The organism is Mesorhizobium sangaii, assembly GCF_014207355.1.
GTDB lineage: Bacteria > Pseudomonadota > Alphaproteobacteria > Rhizobiales > Rhizobiaceae > Mesorhizobium > Mesorhizobium sangaii.
This window is the reverse complement of sequence record NZ_JACHEF010000003.1, coordinates 572,905-595,190: the sequence shown is the minus strand read 5'-3', so window position 1 is coordinate 595,190 and position 22,286 is coordinate 572,905. Positions and strand designations below refer to the sequence as shown.

The window sequence follows — 22,286 nt, the reverse complement described above, 5'->3', positions numbered from 1 at the left end:
TTGCAGCGGCCTGTGACCCGTAAGGCGCTTTTGAATTTTGAAGTCTTAGACGATGCCTACTCCACCGTCACCGATTTCGCCAGGTTGCGCGGCTGGTCGACATCGGTGCCCATGAAAACGGCGGTGAAATAGGCGAGCATCTGTATCGGCAGCGCGTAAATGATCGGCGAGATGATTTCCGGCACGTCCGGCAGCACGATCGTCTCCATCGTCTTGACGCTGGCAAGTGCCGCCCCCTTGCTGTCGGTGATCAGGATGATCTTGCCGCCGCGCGCCGCCACTTCCTGCATGTTCGACACGGTCTTTTCGAAGATCCGGTCGTGCGGTGCGATGACGATGACAGGCATGTTCTCGTCAATCAGTGCGATCGGCCCATGCTTCAGCTCGCCCGCGGCATAGCCCTCGGCGTGGATATAGGAGATTTCCTTGAGTTTCAGCGCGCCTTCCATGGCCAGCGGGAAATTGGTGTCGCGGCCGAGATAAAGCACGTTCTTGTAGTGCGCGAGGTCGCGCGCGATCTTTTCGATCTGATGGTCGAGCTTCAGCACCTGGTTGGCGTAACGCGGCGCCTCCGACAACTCGCGCACGAAGGTCTTTTCCTGCTCGCGCGAAATCGTGCCGCGCGCCACGCCGGCGCGCACGGCAAGCGATGCCAGCACCGAAAGCTGGCATGTGAAGGCCTTGGTGGAGGCAACGCCGATCTCCGGGCCGGCGAGCGTCGGCAGCACGACGTCGGATTCGCGCGCCATGGTCGATTCACGGACATTGACGAGCGCGCCGATCTTCATCCCCGCCTTACGACAATAGCGCAGCGAGGCCAGCGTGTCGGCGGTCTCGCCCGATTGCGAGATGAAAAAGGCGGCATCGTTCGCAGACAGCGGCATTTCGCGATAGCGGAATTCGGAGGCGACATCGATGTCGACCGGCAGCCGCGCGTAGCGCTCGAACCAGTACTTGCCGATCAGGCCGGCGAGATACGCGGTGCCGCAGGCCGAAATCGCCAGCCGGTCGATCTTGGCAAAATCGAACGGCAGGTCGAGCGGCTTGGACACGCCACCAACGAAGTCGAGATAATTCGCCAGCGTATGCGAGATCACTTCGGGCTGTTCATGGATTTCCTTCTCCATGAAATGGCGCCGGTTGCCCTTATCGACCATGAAGCTGGTCGAGAGCGACTGCTGCCGCTTGCGGTCGACCTTGTTGCCGTCGATGTCGAAGATCGTGACGCCGTCGCGGCGCACCACCGCCCAATCGCCATCTTCGAGATAGGTGATCGAATTGGTGAACGGGGCGAGCGCGATGGCGTCGGAACCCAGGAACATCTCGCCGTCGCCATGGCCGACAGCCAGCGGCGGGCCATTACGGGCGCCGACGATCAGGTCCTCGTCGCCTTTGAACATGATGGCCAGCGCGAAGGCGCCTTCCAGCCGCTTCAGCGCCTGGTGCGCGGCCTCGACCGGCTTCAGCCCCCTGGCCAGTTCACGCGCCACCAGATGGGCGACGACCTCGGTGTCGGTCTGCGAAGAAAAGCTGTAGCCGTCACGCTTCAGTTCGTCGCGCAATTCAGCGAAGTTCTCGATGATGCCATTGTGGACGATAGCGACGCCGTCGGAAAAATGCGGATGCGCATTGGTCTCGTTCGGCACGCCATGCGTTGCCCAGCGCGTGTGGCCAATGCCGATCGTGCCATCGAGCGGATCGTCCTTGAGCCGGCGCTCGAGGTTGATCAGCTTGCCTTCGGCGCGCCGGCGGGCGAGCTCACCATGTTCGATGGTGGCGACACCGGCCGAGTCGTAGCCGCGATATTCGAGCCGTTTCAGCGCGTCGACGATGAGCGGCGCAACCTGCGAGTGGCCGACGATTCCAACGATACCGCACATGCAGACAGCCCCCAATTCCCCATGGAAAACCAGCACTATTTAGGGATGGCCGGCCTGCCGCGAAAGTCACATTGCATTTCGTCCCGTGTAACGGAACGCTTCTGCACGCATGCACCATGACAGACCGCTCTTGCAATCCGGTTACTGCAATCATTCGGTTTTTTGCCGGCCGGTTTTACTTTTTCTTCGCGGCCGCAGCCGAAGCAAAGCGCTCGCGCAATTCCTTGGCCTTGCCGGGGATGGTCTTCTGGCGGGCGCGACCGAAGGCCAGTGCGTCGTCCGGCACGCTTTCGGTGATGACGCTGCCCGAGGCGATGTAGCCGCGCTTGCCGATGGTGACAGGCGCCACCAGCGAGGAGTTCGAGCCGATAAAGGCGCCCTCGCCGATGTCGGTGAAGAATTTCGAGTAGCCGTCATAATTGCAGGTGATGGCGCCGGCACCGATGTTGGCGCCCGCGCCGACGCGGGCATCGCCGATATAGGTCAGGTGATTGACCTTGGCGCCGTCCTCGATGGTCGCCTGCTTGACCTCGCAGAAATTGCCGACCTTGGCCTTGTTCTTGAGATCGGCCCCCGGTCGCAGCCGAGCGAATGGCCCAACTTCGCAATTCGAGGCGATGGTGGCACCCTCGAAATGGCTGAAGGCATGGATCTTGGCGCCGGTGGCGATCTTCACACCCGGACCGAACCAGACATTGGGCTCGACGATCGTGTCGGCGCCGATTTCGGTATCATGCGAGAAATACACGGTCTCCGGCGCGATCAGCGTCACGCCCGACAGCATCGCCTCATGGCGGCGGCGCGCCTGCCAGAAGCCTTCGGCCTGCGCCAATTCGGCGCGGTTGTTGATGCCGAGCGCGCTTTCGAAGCTGGCCTCGGTGGCCACGACATCGAGGCCTTTCGCGGTGGCAATCTCGACGATGTCGGTGAGGTAATACTCGCCCTTGGCGTTCTTGTTGCCGACCGCATCGAGCAGCGTCAGCGCCTGGCTGCCGGTCACCGCCATCATGCCGGCATTGCAAAAGCCGATCTTCCTTTCCTCCGCACTGCAGTCCTTCTCCTCGCGGACGGCAATCAGCTTGCCGCCCTTTTCGATCAGCCTGCCATAGCCGGCCGGATTGGGCGGGCGGAAACCGATGACCACGACGGCGGCACCTTCCGCCAGTTTCAGCCGCGCCACGGTGAGTGCGTCGGCGTCGATCAACGGTGTGTCGCCGAACATCACCAGGATATCGTTGTAACCCTTTGATATCGCTTCACGCGCGGCAAGCACCGCATGCGCGGTGCCAAGGCGCTTTTCCTGCACGAAGGTCTCGGCCTTCGGCGCGAATTTAGCGGCTGCCTTGCGCATCTCGTCGGCGCCATGACCGATCACCAGCGCCTGGCTGCCGGCACCGGCGGCCTCGGCCGCCTTCACCACATGGGCGACCATCGGCAGCCCGGCGATCTGGTGCAGCACCTTCGGCAGCGCGCTCTTCATGCGCGTGCCTTCGCCAGCGGCGAGAATGACGGACAGGCAGGATCTCTGGCTCATGGACGAACAACCATATGAAAAGGGTTGGGAATCAGGACAGAATAGCAGTGGCGCCTTGCTGCACCAATGCGGTTAAATTCCGGTAAGATGGTAGAGCAACTGACTTTTAATCAGCGGGTCCACGGCGCGCATTGCGCATTTCGGCACGAGATTATCCCAGCCGCCCCAGCACCGGGAAATTCTCGAGCAGCCAGTAGGACACGGTCTGCACGCCGCCGGTGAGGAAAAACACCCCGGCGACGACCAGCAGGGCGCCAATGGCTTTCTCGACACGGCCGAGATGGACTCGGAATTTGCCGAGGAAGCGCATGAAGGCGCCGGAAAACAGCGCCGCGATCAGGAACGGGATGCCGAGGCCGAGCGAATAGGCGGCAAGCAGCAGCGCGCCCTCGCCCACCGTTTCACGGCCGCCGGCCAGCGTCAGGATCGGTCCCAGCACCGGGCCGATGCAGGGCGTCCAGCCGAAGGCAAAGGCCAGTCCCATGACATAGGCGGCGATCGCACTTGCCGGCTTGCCCTGCGACTGGAAGCGCGCCTCGCGCGACAACAGCGGAATGCGCAAGATGCCGAGGAAATTCAGGCCCATCAGGATGATCAGCACACCGGCGGCCATCGCCAGCGGCTCCTGCCAGACCCGCAGCCAATGGCCGATGGTCGAGGCGCCGGCGCCAAGCGCCACGAACACGGTCGAGAAGCCGAGCACGAAAGCGATCGAGGCATAGAGCAGCGCGCCCCGCGCGCCCTCGCGAGCCGTCACGCCCGCATTGCCGCGAAAATCGTCGACCGAGACGCCGGCCATATAGCAGAGATAGGGCGGCACCAGCGGCAGCACGCAGGGTGACAGGAACGAGATCGCACCCGCCCCGACCGCGCTGACATAGCCGATGTCCAATGCCATTCCAAAGCTCCGACCGTTCCGGCGCCGATATAGGCTCGACGTTGCTTCTCCACCAATCACCATTTTGTGGCAAGTCGTCGCCGCATGTGAAGGTCGGGGACGAAACGACGGCTCGCCGGCGTTTATACAGCGAGGCCGCGATTTCCCGCGCGTCTCCAGATATCAGGGAGATTTCGATGAAAACCATAACCGTAGGGCTGGCCGCGCTTTTGCTCAGCACCGCAGCATCCTTCGCCGCCGACGCGTGGAAGGAAGCCGAGGTCAATGGCACCAAGATCTATACCGACGCCAACGGCATGACGCTTTATACCTATGACAAGGATGAGAAGGGCAAGACCAATTGCTACGACAAATGCGCCACCAACTGGCCGCCGCTGAAGGCCGAGGCCGGCGCCAAGGCGGATGACGAATGGAGCGTCGTCGACCGCACCGACGGCACCAAGATGTGGGCCTATGACGGCAAGCCGGTCTATACCTTCGTCAAGGACAAGAAGGCGGGCGACATATCCGGCGATGGCGTCGCCGGCGTCTGGCACATCGTCAAGGCCGACTAAGTTCTCAATTCGGGTCCTGCCGCTGGCGGGACTTCGGCCGGCTGCCGGGTATCCCTCCAAACCCGGCGGCCAGGACCAAACAAACCCTCATAGCGTCTACCCCTGCGATATCCGGCCGGCTTTCCTCGACTCGGCGGAACAATGAATCGGGTCATTTGCGCTAACTCGGGACTGCCATCTCCCATTGCCAAAATACTGTGATTTTCTCCATACACTCTAAGAGTGTATTGCTGCCGACAGCCCTGCAATTTGGGCGCTTCCCCTTGACCAGATGCAAAAGCGCGGCCATGTGAGCGGCAAATAGAACGAGATTTCGTCGCGCGCAGCGGAATTCTTCTGCCGCATCACAGCTGATATGAGACCTCATGGACGTCGTCGTCGTCGAATCGCCGGCCAAGGCCAAGACAATCAACAAATACCTCGGCAAGAACTACAAGGTTCTGGCGTCGTTCGGCCATGTCCGCGATTTGCCGGCCAAGGATGGCTCAGTGCGCCCGGATGAGGATTTCGCCATGTCCTGGGCGGTTGACACCGCCTCGGGCAAACGGCTTGCCGACATCGCCAAGGCGGTCAAGGATGCCGACGGCCTGATCCTCGCCACCGACCCGGATCGTGAAGGTGAAGCCATTTCCTGGCATGTGCTGGAAGTGCTGAAGCAGAAGCGCGCGCTGAAGGACAAGCCGGTCAGCCGCGTCGTCTTCAACGCCATCACCAAATCGTCGGTGCTGGAGGCGATGGCCAATCCGCGCCAGATCGACGCGCCGCTGGTCGATGCCTATCTCGCTCGCCGCGCGCTCGACTATCTCGTCGGCTTCACGCTGTCGCCGGTTCTGTGGCGCAAACTGCCGGGCGCCCGTTCGGCCGGCCGCGTCCAGTCTGTCGCATTGCGTCTGGTCTGCGACCGCGAATCCGAGATCGAGCGCTTCATCCGCGAGGAATACTGGCAAATCGCTGCCCTCCTCGGCACGCCGCGCAACGAGAATTTCGAAGCGCGGCTGACCGCCTTCGATCGCAAGAAGCTGCAAAAGCTCGACATTTCCAACAAGGCGCAGGCCGACGACATCAAGTCGATGCTCGAAGGCGCGACCTTCAAGGCGGTGTCGGTCGAAGCCAAGCCGACCAAGCGCAATCCCGGCCCGCCCTTCACCACCTCGACGCTGCAGCAGGCCGCCTCATCGGGCCTCGGCTTCTCGGCCAGCCGCACCATGCAGGTGGCGCAGCGCCTCTATGAAGGCATGGAAATCGGCGGCGAGACGACCGGCCTGATCACCTATATGCGAACCGACGGCGTGCAGATGGCGCCGGAGGCTATCTCGGCCGCCCGTGACGCCATCGCCAAGGAATTCGGGCCCAAATACCTTCCGGAAAAGCCGCGTTTGTATACCACCAAGGCCAAGAACGCCCAGGAGGCGCACGAAGCGATCCGCCCGACGGATTTCATGCGCACCCCGGCTTCGGTCAGGCAATATCTCGATTCCGACCAGATGCGGCTTTATGAGTTGATCTGGAAGCGCGCCATCGCCAGCCAGATGCAACCGGCCGAGATCGAACGCACCACGGCCGAGATCGAGGCGGTCAACGGTGCCCGCACCGCCGAGCTTCGCGCCATCGGGTCGGTCGTTCGCTTCGATGGCTTCATTGCCGCCTACACGGACCAGAAGGACGACGATGCGGAGGATGAGGAAAATCGCCGCCTGCCCGAAATACGCGCCGGCGAGCAGCTTGCCCGCCAGGCGATCAACGCCACCCAGCACACCACCGAGCCGCCGCCGCGTTACTCCGAAGCGTCGCTGATCAAGAAGCTGGAAGAGCTCGGCATCGGTCGGCCGTCGACCTATACGGCGATCCTGAAGACGCTCGAGGACCGCGACTACGTCACCATCGACAAACGCCGGCTGGTGCCGCAGGCCAAGGGCCGTTTGCTGTCGGCCTTCCTCGAAAGTTTCTTCAAGCGCTATGTCGAATATGACTTCACCGCATCTCTAGAAGAAAAGCTCGACGAGATTTCCGACGGCAAGCTCGCCTGGAAGGACGTGCTGCGCGATTTCTGGAAGGATTTTTCGGGCGCCGTCGCCGACATCAAGGAATTGCGCGTCACCGACGTGCTCGATGCGCTCAACGAGGAACTGGCTCCGCTGGTGTTTCCGACGCGTGAGGACGGCTCCAATCCGCGCATCTGCCCGAAATGCGGCACCGGCAATCTGTCGCTGAAGCTCGGCAAATTCGGCGCCTTTGTCGGCTGCTCGAACTATCCCGAATGCTCCTTCACCCGCCAGCTCGGCGATGCCGCCAACCCCAATGGCGAGAACGGCAATGGCGAGGACGGCACCAAGGTCATCGGCAAGGACCCCTATACGTCAGAGGAAATCACGCTGCGCAGCGGCCGCTTCGGCCCCTATCTGCAGCGCGGCGACGGCAAGGAGGCCAAGCGCTCCAGCCTGCCGAAGGGCTGGACGGCTGAAACCATTGACCATGAGAAGGCGCTCGCCCTGCTGTCGCTGCCGCGCGATGTCGGCCAGCACCCGGAATCCGGCAAGATGATCTCCGCTGGGCTCGGCCGCTATGGTCCGTTCGTGCTGCATGATGGCACCTACGCCAATCTCGACAGCATCGAGGACGTGTTCTCGATCGGCCTCAATCGCGCCGTGTCGGTGATCGCCGAAAAGCAGTTGAAGGGCAAGGGCGGTCGCAATGGCGGCACAGCCGCCGCCTTGAAGGAGCTTGGCGACCATCCCGATGGCGGCGGCAAGATCGTCGTGCGTGACGGCAAATACGGGCCTTATGTGAATTTCGGCAAGGTCAATGCCACCCTGCCCAAGGGCAAGGATCCGCAATCGGTGACGGTTGAGGACGCGCTGGCGCTGATTGCCGAGAAGGAAGCCAAGGGCGGCGGCGGTAAGAAGCCGTTCCGCAAGGCGGCAGCGGCCAAGGCGCCGGCAACCGGAAAAACGGCGGCCAAGAAAACGGCGGCCAAGAAGCCGGCCGCGAAGAAAAAAGGGTAGGACGTGGCGCGCAGGATCACCGGTAGAAGCCACGGCGATCCGCGCACCGCCGACACGAGGGCCAAGGTCAAGGACGACTATCGGCCCTCGCGTGACGAAATCCTGCGCTACATCGCCGAAAATCCCGATCGCGCCGGCAAACGCGACATCGCCAAGGCGTTCGCGCTGCGCGGCGACGACCGCATCTGGCTGAAGGATATTTTGCGCGACCTGCAGGACGAAGGCGTCCTGACCAAGGAGCGCAAGAAACTCGCCCGCGTCGGCGCCCTGCCCCATGTCGCCGTGCTCGACATTTTTGGCCGTGACGGCGACGGCATCTTGCTGGCGCATCCGGCGGAAGCCGTCGGCACCGGGGAACCGCCGGTCGTCTCGATCCGGGTGTCGCGCAGCGGCAATGGCCCGGCACCGGGCATCGGCGATCGCGTACTGGCCAAGACCTTTCCGACCAACGAAGCGACAGGCCCCGCCTATACCGGGCGAGTGATGAAGATCTTCGAGAAGCGCAGCGATGCGGTTCTCGGTGTCTTTCGTATCCTGCAGGACGGCACCTTCCGCATCGAGCCGGTGGAGCGGCGCCAGCCCGAACTAATCGTCGACAAGGAATTCCAGAACGGCGCCAGGAACGGCGACCTGGTCGAGGTCGAGCCCGCGCGCGCCTCCCGCTATGGGCTGCCGAGAGCCAAGGTGCTCAACGTGCTGGGCTCGCTGACCAGCGAAAAGGCGGTCTCGATGATCGCCATCCATGCGCATGACATTCCGCATATTTTTCCAGCCGACGTCATTGCCGAGTCCGAAGCTGTCAAGCCCGCAACGATGGATCACCGCGAGGACTGGCGCGACTTGCCGCTGGTCACCATCGATCCGGCCGACGCCAAGGACCACGACGACGCCGTCTTCGCCACCCCAGATCTCGACGAGAAGAACCCCGGCGGCGTGGTCGCCACGGTGGCGATCGCCGATGTCGCCGCCTATATCCGCTATGGCACCGCACTCGACCGCGAAGCGCTGAAACGCGGCAATTCGGTCTATTTCCCGGACCGCGTCGTACCGATGCTGCCCGAGCGCATCTCCAACGATCTCTGCTCGCTGCGCGAAGGCCAGGACAGGCCGGCGCTGGCCGTGCGCATGGTTTTTTCGGCCGGAGGCCGCAAGCTCAGGCACTCCTTCCATCGTGTGATGATGAAGTCGGCGGCGAAACTTGCCTACCAACAAGCCCAGGCCGCGATCGACGGCGTGCCGGACGAGAAGACCGGTCCGATCCTCGACACCGTGCTGAAGCCGCTGTGGGACGCCTATGCGATCCTGAAGCGCGGGCGCGACGGCCGCCAGCCGCTCGAGCTCGACCTGCCGGAGCGCAAGATCCTGCTCAAGCCCGATGGCACCGTCGATCGCGTCATCGTGCCCGAGCGGCTCGATGCTCACAAGCTGATCGAAGAATTCATGATTCAGGCCAATGTCGCCGCGGCCGAGACGCTGGAGGCGAAGAAGCAGGCGCTGGTCTACCGCGTCCATGACGCGCCTTCGCTGGCCAAGCAGGAATCGCTGCGCGAATTCCTGCAGACGCTTGGCCTGTCGCTGGCGCGCGGCGCACAGATGCGGCCAAGCCAGTTCAACGGCATTCTGGAGGGCGTGCGCGGCGCCGACAATGAGGGTCTGGTCAACGAGGTGGTGCTGCGCTCGCAGAGCCAGGCCGAATATTCGCCCAAGAACATCGGCCATTTCGGCCTCAACCTCAGGCGCTACGCGCATTTCACCTCGCCGATCCGCCGCTACGCCGACCTGATCGTGCATCGCGGACTTATTGCCGCACTCGGCCTCGGTCCGGGCGGGCTGACGCAGGACGAGGAGGCGCGGCTCGAAGACATTGGCGTGCTGATCTCGGCCACGGAACGGCGCGCAATGGCGGCCGAGCGCGACACAGTCGATCGGTTGATCGCCGCCTATCTCGCCGAGCGCATCGACGACCGGTTCGACGCCCGCATCTCCGGCGTCACCAAATCGGGACTATTTGTCCAATTGCCGCAGTATGGCGCAGATGGTTTCATCCCGGTGTCAACTTTGAATGGCGATTACTATATATACGACGAAGCGGCCCGCTCCCTGTTCGGAGAACGTTCGGGCAAAGGCTACCAGCTCGCGGATCGCGTTGAGGTCCGGCTCGTCGAGGTGGCACCAATGGCCGGCGCGATGCGCTTCGAGATGTTGACCGACCCGAAGCCTTTGCCAGGTTCCAAGCGGTCGTTTCACAAGGCCAAGGGCCGCGCCCGCGCGTCGCAATCGCGACCAGGTTTCCGCGGCAGGAGAAGATGATGGCAACAGCCATGGAAAAACAGGTTTTCGGCGGCGAACATCACTCGGGTCGGGCCGCACGCCCTCTATGGACGGCGATGAAACGCGGCATGCTCGGCCGCTGCCCGCATTGCGGCGAAGGCAAGCTGTTTTGCGCCTTCACCAAGACCGTCGATAAATGCAGCGTCTGCGGCGAGGAATTGTATCACCACCGCGCCGACGACCTTCCGGCCTATCTCGTCATCGTCATCGTCGGCCACATCGTGCTTGGCGCCTTCATGGCCGTCGAGGCGACATCGACACTGTCCACCTGGCAGCACATCGCCATCTGGGTACCACTGACCATCATTCTGGCGGTGGGGCTGCTACAGCCGGTCAAGGGCGCCGTCATCGGACTGCAATGGGCCTTCTATATGCACGGATTCGGCGGCGAGCATGACGTGATCGACCCCCATAGCGGGGTCTAGGTCAAAGTTGGCTACGCCCGCTGGTGCAACATACCGACCGTGAAAGGCCACTTTCGCTTGCCAGAAGTTTCCGCTAGGTCCTGCGCATGGACGGTATGACCAAGGCGGAAGTCGACAGGATCGAGCGGAGCATGATCGCTCAAAGCGACCAGCCAATTCGTCCGCGCGACGCGGCGACCCTGATCCTGCTCGACCGCGAGGGCGACGAAGTGCTGGTCCTGATGGGCCGTCGTCATGCCGGCCACGCCTTCATGCCAGGCAAATTCGTCTTTCCCGGCGGCCGCACCGATCCGGCCGACAGCCGCATCGCGGTCGCCGCCGCATTGCATCCGGAGCAGGAAGCAAAGTTGATCGCAGGGCCGGGCCGCACAAGTGTTGCGCGAGCCCGCGCCATTGCCCTGTCGGCCATTCGCGAGACCTATGAGGAAGCCGGGCTGCTGATCGGCCGCAAAGGTGCTTTCGCCACCGCCAGACCCGATTGGCAGGGCTTTGCCGAACACGGCGTGCAACCCTCTCTCGACATGCTGCGCTTCGTCGCGCGCGCCATCACGCCGCCCAACCGGGTGCGCCGCTTCGACACACGTTTCTTCAGCGCCTGGCGCGACGATGTCGCCGTCGAACTGCCGGGTGGCGGCCCGACCAATGAACTCGAGCAACTGGTCTGGCTGCCGCTGGCCAAGGCCAGGGAAGCCGACATACCCGACATCACCCGAATGATCCTGGACGAGCTGGAAAAGCGGCTCGCCCATGATCCGCAGTTGCGTCCGGGCGGTCCCGTGCCCTTCTACCGGCTTGTCCGCAACCGCTTCACCCGCGAAATTCTGTAGAACATCGAGTATTCAGACATCCCCATGACGGTCGATACCCAACCACAGGGCGACGAACGCGTACACTGGCTGCCGATGGTGGCGGCGATCTCGTCGATCAGCGTCGTCGGCATCGCCATCGGCCTCGGCATGCCGCTGCTCAGCGTCATTCTCGAAACGCGCGGCCATTCGGCTTCGATGATCGGCCTCAACACGGCCGTCGCCGGCCTGGCCTCGATCGCCGGTGCCCCACTGGCAACCCCACTCGCCATGCGCTTCGGCGTTGCCTGGACAATGATTGCCATGATTGCCACCGGCGCCCTGGCCTTCGTCGGCTTCCACTTCGCACCGGATTTCTGGATGTGGTTTCCGCTGCGCATCGTGCTGCACATCGCGCTGACGGTGCTGTTCATCCTGTCGGAATTCTGGATCAGCACCTCGGCGCCGCCGCATCGTCGTGGTCTTGTGCTCGGCATCTACGCCACTGTCCTGTCGCTCGGCTTTGCCGCGGGGCCGTGGCTGTTCGCCCATCTCGGCAGTTCGGGCTTCAGGCCATTTGGCGTCATCATCGCATTGGTGACGCTGGCCGCCATTCCGGTGCTGGCGGCGCGCAACGAGAGCCCGACCATCGCCTCCGATGGCGAAACCAGCAATTTCCTGCGCTACATCTGGCTGGTGCCGTCGGCAACCGCCGCCGTGCTGGTGTTCGGCGCGGTCGAAACCGGCGGCTTTGCCCTGTTCCCGGTCTATGGCAACCGCATCGGCTACTCCGAGGCTGACGCGGCCCTCCTGCTGACCATGATCGGCCTCGGCAATGTGCTGCTGCAGATCCCGATCGGCATGATCAGCGACCGCGTCAGCGACCGCCGCTATCTGCTGATTGCCTGCGCCACTGTCGGCCTTGCCGGCACGGTCTTCATGCCCTTCTTCGCGCAGAACTGGCACCTGATGGCGGCCCTTCTGTTCGTCTGGGGCGGCGTCGTCGCAGCCATGTACACGATCGGCCTTGCCCATCTCGGCTCGCAGCTCTCCGGCCACGAACTGGCGTCGGCCAACGCCGCCTTCGTGCTCTGCTACGGCGTCGGCATGGTGCTCGGGCCGCAAGCGATCGGCATCGGCATGGATGCGTTCGGTCCGTCGGGCTTCGGCTGGTCGCTCGGCCTGTTCTTCGCCGCCTACATCGGCCTGGTCAGCGTCAGGCTCATCCGCAAGATCCTCCTGTAGCGCGATGCTGCTTCCAGCCTGCATTTCACGCGGCGACACGACAGGCTGCTGACAGAACCGTGTCAGCAGCCCCCGGCTATAAGGTTGCCTCAAAATATCTGAAGTTGAGGATCCTCCCATGATCGACAGCGGCTTTGAAACCACTTCGTTGCGAATGACATTGCTCCTGCTGGTGACCTTTCAGGCGCCGGCCGCCGATGTCGATCGCATAATGGATGCGGTGGTGGCGATAGCGCCGCTGGCGATGGGCAAATATGACCGCAACGCCTACCAGTCGGCGCATGGCATCGAACGCTACAGGCCGCTCGACGGTGCGGTCGCCGGCGCCGAGACCGAGTTGCGGCGACGCCCCGGCACGGTCGAGGTTTCGTTCGAACTGCCCGACGACCAGGCGCTGGCCGCGCGCGTCGCCGAGGCTATTTTCCAGGCGCACTCCTACCAGGAGCCGGTGATCCGCATCCAGCCGATCCTGGCCAGCCGTTCCAAGGGGCTGGACGACCGCGCGAATCCGAATCGCTGGAACACCACCGGAGACTGGAAGAAGGCTGCGGCGCCCGCGAGAGAAAGCGCATGATTTGAGGCCGATGGCCAGTTCCGGCGGGTGGTATGAGCTTCGCCGGGCTTGACTTTCCAGGCACGTTCTTTATGTGTCGCGCCAAGTTTCCCGCGTCCGGGTGTTTCCCCGTGCTCCAGCGGCCAAAACCCCACGAACATAACGGACTGAAATCATGGCCAAAGCCGCAAACATCAAGATCAAGCTTCTGTCGACCGCCGACACCGGTTTCTTCTACGTGACCAGCAAGAACAGCCGCACCAAGACCGACAAGCTGTCGTTCCGCAAGTACGACCCGGTCGCCAAGAAGCACGTCGAGTTCAAGGAAACCAAGATCAAGTAATCTGGTTTCTCCAAAAATGCCGAAACGCCGCCCATTGGGCGGCGTTTTCGTTTGCAGACCATCGGACGGCAATCTCCGTTGAGGCGTTACGCTTTTCCCGAAATTTCTTCAGAATTGCCGTGATGGTGCGGTCGCCTGGATCGCCATTGTACCGGGCAAGCTGGCGTGGCTGGAATTTTGCCAGTCACCGGAGGGCGCGGAAAATACTGCGTGGTGACCTGCACCCGCCTCGGCCGTCGCCTCATCGAACAGCAGCGCGATCAGCTCCAAGGCCTCGTCGAGGCCTGATGAAATGCCTCCACCGGTCAGCCGGTTGCCGGATTTGACGAAACGCGCATGCGTCGTATCGACCTCGATCTTGGGGAAACTCTGCAGGCATTTGACGAACGCCCAATGGGTCGTGGCTTTGTGACCGTCGAGCAGTCCGGCGCGTGCGAGCAACAATGCCCCCCGCATACGGAGCAAACCCAGAGCGCATCCGCCGCCACCTGTCGGAGCTAGGCGAGAAAAGGCGAATTGGCATCCGACATGATTGCGCTCAACGCTTCCGGCGCACCGCCTGGGATCCACAGGACATTGAGCGTTGGCGTTTCGGCAAAGCTGGCATGGGCTTCGAAACGCAGCCCGTTTACGGTCGTGACCGGGCCACCATCGGCGGAGAGGATCTGGCATTCGAGACCCGTCGCCGAGTCGACCCATTTGGACATCTCGTAAGGCCCGGCCACGTCGAGCAGATCCACGCCGTCATAGACCGGAATTCCGAGTTTCATGGCCGCCCCTCCTCCTGCTTCCGCAAATCACCATGCAGCAGCCGGCACCGGTTTAGCCAATGCGATCGCCGCTTTTCGGATCGAACAGATGCAGTAACGCCGGGTCGGCCGACAGCCGTACCACGTCGCCGGTTTTCACGCCGGCGCGGCCCATGGCGAACACGCAAAGCTGCTGGCCACCCAGCTTGACGTAGAACTGGGTCGAAAGCCCGAGCGGCTCCACCACCCCCACCTCGCCCTGCAATTCGCCGTCATCGGCCAGCCTGACGTGCTCGGGCCGCAGACCGACGGTGATGACGTCGCCGTCCTTCAGCGGCAGGCCATCCGGCAGGCGCAACGCCTGGCCGTCGGCCAGCACGGCCTCCGAGGTGCCGCCCTTGCGAACGGTCGCAGGCAGGAAATTCATGCCCGGTGAGCCGATGAAGCCGGCGACGAATATGTTTGCCGGCCGGTCATAGAGATCCAGCGGCGCGCCAACCTGCTGGATCAGCCCGTCATGCATGACGACGATCCTGTCGGCCATGGTCATGGCCTCGATCTGGTCGTGGGTGACGTAGACCGAAGTGGTCTTCAACTGCTGGTGCAGCGCCTTGATCTCGGCGCGCATATGGACGCGCAGCTTGGCGTCGAGGTTCGACAGCGGCTCATCGAACAGAAACACCTTGGGATCGCGCACAATCGCGCGGCCCATGGCGACGCGCTGGCGCTGGCCGCCGGACAATTGCCGCGGCAGGCGTTGCAGGAAAGTGTCGAGCCCGAGCCGCTTGGCCGCACCGTCCACCCTTGCGTCGATGGCCGGCTTGTCGGCCCTGCGCAGCATCAGGCTGAAACCCATATTCTTCGACACGTCCATATGCGGATAGAGCGCGTAGGACTGGAACACCATGGCGATGTCGCGGTCCTTCGGCGCGACGTCGTTGACCAGTCGCTCGCCGATGCGGATCTCACCGCCGGAAGCCTCCTCCAGCCCGGCGATCATGCGCAAAAGCGTGGACTTGCCGCAGCCTGACGGACCGACCAGGACGACGAACTCGCCATCGGCGATTTCAAGGTCGACCGCATGCAGGACGCGGACAGTGCCATAATCCTTACGGACCTTATCGAGCGTAACAGAGGCCATCGATCTATCCTTTGACGGCGCCGGCGGTCAGGCCGGTGACGAGATAGCGTTGCAGGAAAGCGAAGAAGATGCAGACCGGGATCAGCGCCAGGATCGACGCCGCCATCATCTGTCCCCAGTCGACGGCGAACTTGCCGATGAAGGTGAGCAGGCCGACCGCGAAGGTCTTCTGGTCGTCGCTGGATATCAGCATCAGCGCGAACAGTAGCTCGCTCCAGGCGGCAGTGAAGACGAAGCCGAGCGTCGCACCCATGCCTGGCAGCGTCAGCGGCACGATCACCTTGCGCATCGCCTGCGCGCGCGTGCAGCCGTCGATCATCGCCGCCTCTTCCAGGTCCTTCGGGATGCCGTCGAAGAAGGATTGCATCAGGAAGGTGGCGAAGGCGGTGTTGAAGGCGGTGTAGATGATGATCAGCCCGGTCAGGCTGTTGATCAAGCCGATCTGCCCCATGACGCGGTAGATCGGCGGAATGACCATCACCAGCGGAAACGTTTGGGTCAACAATAGCATCAGAGCCAGAGCCGCCTTGCCGCGAAAGGTGAAGCGCGACATGGCGTAGCCGGCGAGCGTGGCGATGACCGTCACCAATGCCGCCGTCGACACCGAGACGATGACGCTGTTGAGGAAATAGCGCGGGAAATCGGTGGCCTCGAGCACGGTGACGAAATTCTGCAATGTCATCTGCGAGGGCCAGAAGGTGATGCCTTCGGAATAGAGAAGCCGCTCCGGAGTGACCGAGATCTTCAGCGTCCAGTAGATCGGGAACAGCGCAAAGATCACGTAAGCCGCGACGGCGGCGTAGAGGCCGATGCCGCCGAAGAAGCGCTGCGAGGCTGAGCGTCCTGCGATCATCAGACGTGCCTCACCAGGGAGCGGCGAATGCCGATCAGTGCGATCGCATAGGCAATGAGCAGGACGAGCAGCAGCACGGCCACCGCCGAGGCATAGCCCTTGTCCAGCGACTTGAAGGCGCTGACATAGATGTAGACCGGCACCGTGTTGGTCGAGCCTGCCGGTCCGCCCTCGGTCATGACGAAGATGAGGTCGGCGAAGGTGGCGATCCAGATGGTGCGCAGCATCACCGTGATGGCAATGGTCGGCGCCAGGAACGGCAGCGTCACTTTGGTGAAGCGCTGCCAGGGCGAAGCGCCGTCGATCGCCGCCGCCTCATGCAATTCCGATGGAATGGATTTCAGCGCCGCCAGCAGCGTGATGGCGAAGAATGGAATGCCGAACCAGATATTGGCGACGATCGGCCCCCACATTGCGGTCGAGGGATCGGACAGAACATTGGTCGGTTCGGCCTTCAGCCCCAATGCATACAGCCAGTGCGGCAATGGGCCGATGATCGGATTGAACAGCCAGGCCCAGGTCAGGCCTGACAGGAAGGACGGCACCGCCCAGGGCAGGAACACCAGGGCCTGCACCACCTTGCGGCCTGGGAATGGCTTGTCGAGCAGCAGCGCCAGGCCAAGACCGAGGAAGAACTGGAAGAACAGACTGGCGACTGTCCACCAGAGCGTGTTGACCAGTGCCTGCCCGAGCACCGGGTCCGACAGCATCGCCCGATACTGTCCGAGCCCGACATATTCCGACTTGAAAGCCGAGAATTTGCGGAAGGAGTAGCTGATGCCGATGACCAGCGGTACCAGAAGCACCACGACCAGAAGGATGATCGCCGGGCTGAGATAGAGCCAGGGCTCGATGGCGGCGTGCGATCGCCACTTGCGACGCGGCTTGCCGGCGGATCGTATTTCGGACACGGCATATGTCATTGGGGCTCTACGGTGAATGGTGGATGCCGGCGTCGGCGACGGCGGCCTTCTCCCCGTTTCATGGGGAGAAGATGCCGGCAGGCAGATGACGGGCTGCGCGAACCTTCAAACGATGGCGCCGCCCCTCATCCGTCATTTCGTGACAGCTTCTCGCCGTGAACGGGGAGAAGGGAACAAAACTACTTCTTGTTCTTCGCCAGCCAGTCCTGCTGTTCCTTGGTCAGGAAGGCAGCCCATTGGTCGGCGACGTCCTTGGCCGTCTTCTGGCCAAGCAGCACTTCCTGGAAATTCTTGATCGCCACTTGGTCGACGAAATTGCCGAGGTTCTCCAGATGCGTCGGTGGCGTCACCATTTCATACTTGGAGGTGTCGCTCAGCTCCGTGAACCAGCCCTTGAACTGTTCGGTCTTGAAATGGGGATCCTGGTCGGCGCCATTGTGGATCGGGACGACGCCGACCTCCTTGGCCCATTCCAGATTGTCCTTGGGCGACAGCAGCGTCGCCATCAGCTTCCAGGCGTCGTCCTTGTGCTGCGAGTTGGCGAACATCGCCCAGCCGGCATAGCCGAGCGTCGGATACGACTTGCCGCTCGGCCCGACCGGCAATGGCGCCACCGCGAAGTCGTCGGCGCTCATCTTGTCGGCGATGCCGAGCAGCGCGTCCGGATCCTGGTTGAGCATGGCGCAGGTGCCGGAATAAAAGCCGGTGACCGTCTCGTTGAAGCCCCAGCTCACCGCATCCTTCGGCGCCAGCCCGTTCTTGTACATGTCGGCCAGCATCTGCAGACCCTTGACCGAGCCTTCGTCGTTGATGGTCGAGGTGCCATCCTCGTTGAAATAGCCGCCCTTGCCGGCGGCGATATTCATGAACATGTGCATGCCGTTGAAGGCACCCGGGCCGCCGCGCAGGCAGTAGCCGTATTTGCCGGGAAGAGCCGAGATCTTCTTGGAGTCGGTTACGAAATCGTCGAGCGTCGCCGGCGGGCCATCGAGGCCGGCTTCCTTGAACAGCTTCTTGTTCCAGAACAGCGCGTTCACATAGTAGCCGTACGGGATCATGAACTGCGTGTTGTTGACGGTCGAGCCGAACTGCTTGGCGCGCTCGCCGAGCGTCTTGGCGTCGTCCCACTTGGCCATGTAGGGGCCGAGGTCCTCGAGCTGGGCATTGTTGGCATAGAGGCCCATCCAGCGTTCCGGCATCTCGACCACGTCGGGCGTGTCGCCGGCCTGCACCATGGTCAGGAATTTTTCGAAGGCCTGGCCCCAGGGCAGCGAGATCAGTTCGACCTTGACGCCGGGATTGGCGGTTTCGAATTCGGCGATCTGTTTCTTCAGGAATTCGGTGCGCGGCGGGCTGGTGATGACTTCGACCATCTTGAGGGTCGAATCGGCCGCAGCGCTTCCGGCTGAAATCGCCAGCCCCGCAACGGTGGCAAGCATGACGGTCAGTTTTTTCATGTTCAAGACTCCCATTTTGAACCCGCTTGTTATTTTCTGGCTTTTTCGAAGGCCTGGGCGACGTCCGCCCACAGGTCTTCGACACTTTCCAATCCGACATTGAAGCGGATGGTTCGGGGGCTGACGCCGAAGCGCGCCATCGAATTCAGGCCCGGCGTCTGCTCGAGCGACGCCTTGGCAGGCACGACCAGGCTCTCATGCCCGCCCCAGCTGACGCCGATGCGGAAATAGTTGAGCGCGTCGACGAAGACGGGGATGTCGATATCGTCCGCCACCTCGAAGGAGAACAGCCCGGCATAGCCGGCCAGCGTCGCCTTGCCGGGATGGTTCGAATAGGCTGGATGGTTGACGCGCTCGACATTGGCATGCGCCTTCAGCCGCTCGGCGAGGGTCAGGCCGCTTTTCATGTGGTGCGGCAGGCGCAGCGGCAGCGTGCGCAAGCCGCGCAGCAGCAGCCAGGCCTCGAACGGCGACAGCTTGCCGCCGAGATAGGAATAGGTCTGCTCGTTGATATGCTTGATATGGGCGGCAGATCCCGCCACTACGCCGGCCACGGTGTCGCTGTGGCCACCGAGATATTTCGAGGCCGAGTGCAGCACTAGGTCGACGCCGTGCGTGATCGGCTTCTGGAACACCGGCGTCGCCCAGGAATTATCGATGCTTGTGATGATGCCCTGCTCCTTGGCCAATCGCGTCAGATGCGCGATGTCCTGCAGCTCGAACATCATCGAGGTCGGGCTTTCCAGGTAGAGCAGCTTGGCGCCGGGAAGTGCCGCCGCGACCGCGTCCGGGTCTGAGCCATCGACGTAGTCGACCTTTATGTTGAGCCGCGGCAAGAGCCGCTCGAAAAGCCGGTACGCATCGCCGTAGCAGTTGCGCACCGCCACGATGCGCTCGCCGGCACCGACGAAAGCAAGCACCGTGGCGCTGATCGCGGCCATGCCGCTAGAAAAGCCGCGCGCTGCCTCAGCGCCCTCGAGCGCCGCCACCCGCGCCTCGAATTCCATCACCGTCGGATTGTCGCCGCGCGAATAGATCGGCTGCTTTCGTTTGCCGGCGAAGGTGTCGGCCATCTCGGCATAGTTGGCAAAGGTGAACAGCGAGGTCTGGTAGATCGGCGGCACCACCGCGCCGCCCGGGAACGGCTCGTCATGCGCCAGCAGCGTTGCCGCCTCGGCGAGATAATCGTGGTCGAAACCGGATGGCTGCTCGTTCATGTCTGGCTCGAAAGTTTGAGTTTGGCGGCACCGCGCTTCAGATCGTCCTCGACAGTGGCGATCAGCTTGAGCGCCTCGGCGCGGGCGCCCTGCGGGTCGCGCGCGGCAATGCATTCGTAGATGGTGCGGTGATAGGGAAAGCTGGCATGGCCGAAGTCGCGCACGCCGAGCGGATGCTCCCAGAACCGGTGGAACAGTTCGTGCATGGCGGCGATGATCTGCTCGAACAGCGGATTGCCCGAGACCCGGTAGATCGCCTGGTGGAACTCCCAGTCCTCTTCTGACGACATGCCGTCGCGCGTGCGAAACGCCTGCTCCATGATGTCGAGCTTGCGCGCGATCTCGGCAATGTCGGTCTGGCTTGCCCGCTCGGCACAGAGTGCGGCGGCCTCAGCCTCCAGTGCGCGGCGGATTTCCAGCGTCTGCATCAGGCTGGTGAAATCATTGCCGCCCGCCAGCGTCAGCGGCATATGCAGCATGTCGGGTGAGACGGCCGCCTTGAGATAGGTGCCGCTGCCCTGCCGGCGCTCGACCAGACCGAGCCCTTCCCAGCGCGTCAGCGCCTCACGCACCGTGTTACGGCTGACCTTCAGCCGTTCGGCCAGAATGCGCTCGGTCGGAAGTCGCTCGCCGGGCTGCAAGGCTTCGGCGCGAACAAACCCGACCAACGCCTTCAGCACGGCGTCATCGCGCGCCGTCGTCTGAATGGGTGGCAGGCTGTTCTGGTCCACGCTCTCTCCAAGTGGTTCAATGGTCCAACCAATTTCTGCATGGATAAAAGGTCCTGTCAATCGGTTGTCAGCAGAACGCGCCACAGCAAGCGGCAACGCGATGCATTTCAGAAGGTATTTCAGAAAGTTATGTGGGCCGGCTTCATTGTGGCTGTGGCGCCACGGCAGGCGGGCCGAACCATGCGGTCAGCGCGTCGGCAAGTCCAATACGGGTTCCGTCCCCTACCCAGGCCACATGGCCATCGGGCCGGATCAACGCGGCGGTCGGAGCGGCGACGGGACCAAGGACCGGAAGCTCCCATGGTCCGGAATATGTGGCGTCGATCTGCTTGACCCGATCCGCCCACGGTGTGATGTCGAAGCCGCCTGGCTGACCGAAGTTGAGCATCACCGGCCGGGCATGGTGCAGCAGGGCAAAGACCCGCATCGGGCCGCTGGCGGTGAGCAAGTCGAGGTCGGGCATTCGACGGCCGAGCAGGGGATGCCCTTGGCCGAGATTGTAGTGAACGCCCAGACCGGACATCTCGCCGGCCATCCGCCTGCGCGGTTCGTCCATCCCGAGCAGTTCCGCAACGATGTCGGCCATCGCCTTGCCGCGGTCGTCCATACGCCGAAGCGCAACCTGCGCCATCGTGTTCTGCAAGACACGGGCGGCGACCGGGTGGCGCTCCGCATGGTAGGTATCGAGGAGGCTCTCCGGTGAGATGCGCTTGACCACCTGCGCCAGCTTCCAGCCGAGGTTCACCGCATCCTGTACACCGATGTTGAGGCCCTGCCCGCCCATCGGGGGATGGATGTGCGCGGCATCGCCCGCCAACAGGACCCGTCCGTCGCGATAAGTCGCGGCTTGCCTTGTCATATCGGTGAAGCGCGAGAGCCAGGTCGGACTGTGGACACCAAAGTCGGTCCCATAGATGGCAACCAGCGCCTCGCTGAGATCGCGAAGCGTGGGCTCTCCGCCGGTCTTCAGTCGCGGTTCTGTCAGCACGACGCCGACTGTCCCACCCTCCCCGGTCTTGCCCAAAGCGTGGATACCGGAGTTGGTGTCCCGAAAGCCCAATGACGGCTCCTCAGACATCTCGACCTCGGCGATCATCCAGCTCATCGTCGGATCCCATCCGGCGAATTCGATGCCGGCTGCTTTTCGGATGATGCTTCGCCCCCCGTCACAGCCCACCAGATAATGTGTCTTCATACGTTGGCCACTGGCCAACTCGATGATGACCCCGCTGTCGTCTGCGCGAACCTCGCTACCTCTTGCCGCGATAGATCGGCACTTTCAACTTCTCGACCCAGCCGGCCAATATCCGTTCAATGTGGTTTTGACGCAGCCCGAGCAGGCAGTTGTGCCGCGTTGGAAAGTCGCTGATGTCCAGCCGGATCACATGGAAGCCGACGGCCTGAAAGCGTTGTCCTTGCGACAAAAACCGGTCGGCGATCCCACGCTGATCCAGAACCTCGATCGTGCGTGCATGCAGGCCGCCCGCACGCAAGCCAACAAGCTCCTGGTTGGGACGCCGCTCGACAATGGCAACGTCGACATTCGCCAGCGCGAGTTCTGCTGCCAGCATCAACCCTGTCGGGCCGCCTCCGGCGATCACCACCGCATGATCGGTCATTATAGGCATTATGGTCACTCCCGTTCCTTACCGTTGTTCAGGCCGA

At 62.9% G+C, this 22,286-nt stretch carries 19 protein-coding genes and 1 pseudogene; 8 read left to right on the top strand and 12 right to left on the bottom strand.

Annotation, left to right across the window (positions count from 1 at the left end):
• Positions 1 to 56 precede the first annotated feature (56 nt).
• The 3 genes from glmS to HNQ71_RS17975 form a co-directional block, all read right to left on the bottom strand.
• On the bottom strand, positions 57 to 1,880 hold the full coding sequence (glmS, locus tag HNQ71_RS17985; RefSeq protein ID WP_184873925.1) for a glutamine--fructose-6-phosphate transaminase (isomerizing): 1,824 nt from the start codon (positions 1,878 to 1,880) through the stop codon (positions 57 to 59).
• A gap of 175 nt (positions 1,881 to 2,055) precedes the next feature.
• On the bottom strand, positions 2,056 to 3,414 hold the full coding sequence (glmU, locus tag HNQ71_RS17980; RefSeq protein ID WP_184873924.1) for a bifunctional UDP-N-acetylglucosamine diphosphorylase/glucosamine-1-phosphate N-acetyltransferase GlmU: 1,359 nt from the start codon (positions 3,412 to 3,414) through the stop codon (positions 2,056 to 2,058).
• Positions 3,415 to 3,565: 151 nt separating this feature from the next.
• Positions 3,566 to 4,312 carry a cytochrome c biogenesis CcdA family protein gene (locus HNQ71_RS17975; protein WP_184873922.1) on the bottom strand — a complete coding sequence of 249 codons (747 nt, stop codon included), beginning with the start codon at positions 4,310 to 4,312 and terminating at the stop codon, positions 3,566 to 3,568.
• A 176-nt stretch (positions 4,313 to 4,488) separates the two neighbouring features.
• Between HNQ71_RS17975 and HNQ71_RS17970 the strand changes: the two genes are divergently transcribed.
• From HNQ71_RS17970 to rpmG, 8 genes are all read left to right on the top strand, one after another.
• The gene (locus HNQ71_RS17970; protein ID WP_184873920.1) at positions 4,489 to 4,866 is read left to right on the top strand and encodes a COG4315 family predicted lipoprotein; all 378 of its coding nucleotides are present in this window, start codon (positions 4,489 to 4,491) and stop codon (positions 4,864 to 4,866) included.
• Positions 4,867 to 5,231: 365 nt separating this feature from the next.
• A complete protein-coding gene (gene topA / locus HNQ71_RS17965) occupies positions 5,232 to 7,868 on the top strand; it encodes a type I DNA topoisomerase (RefSeq protein WP_184873918.1) in 2,637 nt (878 codons plus the stop codon).
• Between the two features lie 3 nt (positions 7,869 to 7,871).
• Positions 7,872 to 10,178, top strand: coding sequence for a ribonuclease R (gene rnr / locus HNQ71_RS17960; RefSeq protein ID WP_184873916.1), 2,307 nt, complete (start codon positions 7,872 to 7,874; stop codon positions 10,176 to 10,178).
• Positions 10,178 to 10,624, top strand: a complete 447-nt coding sequence (locus HNQ71_RS17955) for a DUF983 domain-containing protein (RefSeq protein WP_425492239.1) — start codon at positions 10,178 to 10,180, stop codon at positions 10,622 to 10,624. The genes rnr and HNQ71_RS17955 overlap by 1 nt, the downstream gene beginning before the upstream one ends.
• A gap of 86 nt (positions 10,625 to 10,710) precedes the next feature.
• Positions 10,711 to 11,451, top strand: a complete 741-nt coding sequence (locus HNQ71_RS17950; protein ID WP_184873915.1) for an NUDIX hydrolase — start codon at positions 10,711 to 10,713, stop codon at positions 11,449 to 11,451.
• A 24-nt stretch (positions 11,452 to 11,475) separates the two neighbouring features.
• Positions 11,476 to 12,654, top strand: a complete 1,179-nt coding sequence (locus HNQ71_RS17945; protein WP_184873913.1) for an MFS transporter — start codon at positions 11,476 to 11,478, stop codon at positions 12,652 to 12,654.
• A gap of 118 nt (positions 12,655 to 12,772) precedes the next feature.
• Positions 12,773 to 13,228 (top strand): YqfO family protein, encoded by a 456-nt coding sequence (locus HNQ71_RS17940; protein ID WP_184873911.1) that lies wholly within the window; start codon positions 12,773 to 12,775, stop codon positions 13,226 to 13,228.
• Between the two features lie 154 nt (positions 13,229 to 13,382).
• Positions 13,383 to 13,550, top strand: a complete 168-nt coding sequence (gene rpmG, locus HNQ71_RS17935) for a 50S ribosomal protein L33 (protein ID WP_006201775.1) — start codon at positions 13,383 to 13,385, stop codon at positions 13,548 to 13,550.
• 108 nt (positions 13,551 to 13,658) lie between these two features.
• Here rpmG and HNQ71_RS34880 read toward each other — a convergent pair whose 3' ends face one another.
• The 9 genes and pseudogenes from HNQ71_RS34880 to HNQ71_RS17895 form a co-directional block, all read right to left on the bottom strand.
• A complete protein-coding gene (locus HNQ71_RS34880) occupies positions 13,659 to 13,991 on the bottom strand; it encodes a type 1 glutamine amidotransferase family protein (RefSeq protein WP_246461622.1) in 333 nt (110 codons plus the stop codon).
• 56 nt (positions 13,992 to 14,047) lie between these two features.
• Entirely contained in the window at positions 14,048 to 14,320 is a 273-nt protein-coding gene (locus HNQ71_RS34875) for a type 1 glutamine amidotransferase family protein (protein ID WP_246461620.1), read from the bottom strand.
• 52 nt (positions 14,321 to 14,372) lie between these two features.
• The gene (locus tag HNQ71_RS17925; RefSeq protein ID WP_184873909.1) at positions 14,373 to 15,440 is read right to left on the bottom strand and encodes an ABC transporter ATP-binding protein; all 1,068 of its coding nucleotides are present in this window, start codon (positions 15,438 to 15,440) and stop codon (positions 14,373 to 14,375) included.
• 4 nt (positions 15,441 to 15,444) lie between these two features.
• The gene (locus tag HNQ71_RS17920; protein WP_184873906.1) at positions 15,445 to 16,293 is read right to left on the bottom strand and encodes a carbohydrate ABC transporter permease; all 849 of its coding nucleotides are present in this window, start codon (positions 16,291 to 16,293) and stop codon (positions 15,445 to 15,447) included.
• The gene (locus HNQ71_RS17915; protein WP_184873904.1) at positions 16,293 to 17,216 is read right to left on the bottom strand and encodes a carbohydrate ABC transporter permease; all 924 of its coding nucleotides are present in this window, start codon (positions 17,214 to 17,216) and stop codon (positions 16,293 to 16,295) included. The genes HNQ71_RS17920 and HNQ71_RS17915 overlap by 1 nt, the downstream gene beginning before the upstream one ends.
• Before the next feature lie 179 nt (positions 17,217 to 17,395).
• Complete coding sequence (locus HNQ71_RS17910; RefSeq protein WP_184873902.1) at positions 17,396 to 18,673, bottom strand: ABC transporter substrate-binding protein; 1,278 nt, start codon at positions 18,671 to 18,673, stop codon at positions 17,396 to 17,398.
• A gap of 29 nt (positions 18,674 to 18,702) precedes the next feature.
• Complete coding sequence (locus HNQ71_RS17905) at positions 18,703 to 19,890, bottom strand: PLP-dependent transferase (protein ID WP_184873900.1); 1,188 nt, start codon at positions 19,888 to 19,890, stop codon at positions 18,703 to 18,705.
• Positions 19,887 to 20,621 (bottom strand): FadR/GntR family transcriptional regulator, encoded by a 735-nt coding sequence (locus HNQ71_RS17900; RefSeq protein ID WP_111546382.1) that lies wholly within the window; start codon positions 20,619 to 20,621, stop codon positions 19,887 to 19,889. Before HNQ71_RS17900 ends, HNQ71_RS17905 begins: the two co-directional genes overlap by 4 nt.
• A 142-nt stretch (positions 20,622 to 20,763) precedes the next feature.
• Positions 20,764 to 22,240, bottom strand: a pseudogene (locus HNQ71_RS17895) (FAD-dependent monooxygenase).
• Between the last annotated feature and the right edge of the window lie 46 nt (positions 22,241 to 22,286).

Excerpts from the sequence above, each read along its gene's own strand:
- HNQ71_RS17915 (WP_184873904.1), bottom strand. The coding sequence starts at position 17,216 with ATGACATATGCCGTGTCCGAAATACGATCCGCCGGCAAGCCGCGTCGC.
- HNQ71_RS34875 (WP_246461620.1), bottom strand. The coding sequence starts at position 14,320 with ATGAAACTCGGAATTCCGGTCTATGACGGCGTGGATCTGCTCGACGTG.
- glmU (WP_184873924.1), bottom strand. The coding sequence starts at position 3,414 with ATGAGCCAGAGATCCTGCCTGTCCGTCATTCTCGCCGCTGGCGAAGGC.
- HNQ71_RS17920 (WP_184873906.1), bottom strand. The coding sequence starts at position 16,293 with ATGATCGCAGGACGCTCAGCCTCGCAGCGCTTCTTCGGCGGCATCGGC.
- HNQ71_RS17910 (WP_184873902.1), bottom strand. The coding sequence starts at position 18,673 with ATGAAAAAACTGACCGTCATGCTTGCCACCGTTGCGGGGCTGGCGATT.
- rpmG (WP_006201775.1), top strand. The coding sequence starts at position 13,383 with ATGGCCAAAGCCGCAAACATCAAGATCAAGCTTCTGTCGACCGCCGAC.
- HNQ71_RS17940 (WP_184873911.1), top strand. The coding sequence starts at position 12,773 with ATGATCGACAGCGGCTTTGAAACCACTTCGTTGCGAATGACATTGCTC.
- HNQ71_RS17925 (WP_184873909.1), bottom strand. The coding sequence starts at position 15,440 with ATGGCCTCTGTTACGCTCGATAAGGTCCGTAAGGATTATGGCACTGTC.
- HNQ71_RS17975 (WP_184873922.1), bottom strand. The coding sequence starts at position 4,312 with ATGGCATTGGACATCGGCTATGTCAGCGCGGTCGGGGCGGGTGCGATC.
- HNQ71_RS17945 (WP_184873913.1), top strand. The coding sequence starts at position 11,476 with ATGACGGTCGATACCCAACCACAGGGCGACGAACGCGTACACTGGCTG.
- glmS (WP_184873925.1), bottom strand. The coding sequence starts at position 1,880 with ATGTGCGGTATCGTTGGAATCGTCGGCCACTCGCAGGTTGCGCCGCTC.
- HNQ71_RS17950 (WP_184873915.1), top strand. The coding sequence starts at position 10,711 with ATGGACGGTATGACCAAGGCGGAAGTCGACAGGATCGAGCGGAGCATG.
- HNQ71_RS17905 (WP_184873900.1), bottom strand. The coding sequence starts at position 19,890 with ATGAACGAGCAGCCATCCGGTTTCGACCACGATTATCTCGCCGAGGCG.
- topA (WP_184873918.1), top strand. The coding sequence starts at position 5,232 with ATGGACGTCGTCGTCGTCGAATCGCCGGCCAAGGCCAAGACAATCAAC.
- HNQ71_RS17970 (WP_184873920.1), top strand. The coding sequence starts at position 4,489 with ATGAAAACCATAACCGTAGGGCTGGCCGCGCTTTTGCTCAGCACCGCA.
- HNQ71_RS17955 (WP_425492239.1), top strand. The coding sequence starts at position 10,178 with ATGGCAACAGCCATGGAAAAACAGGTTTTCGGCGGCGAACATCACTCG.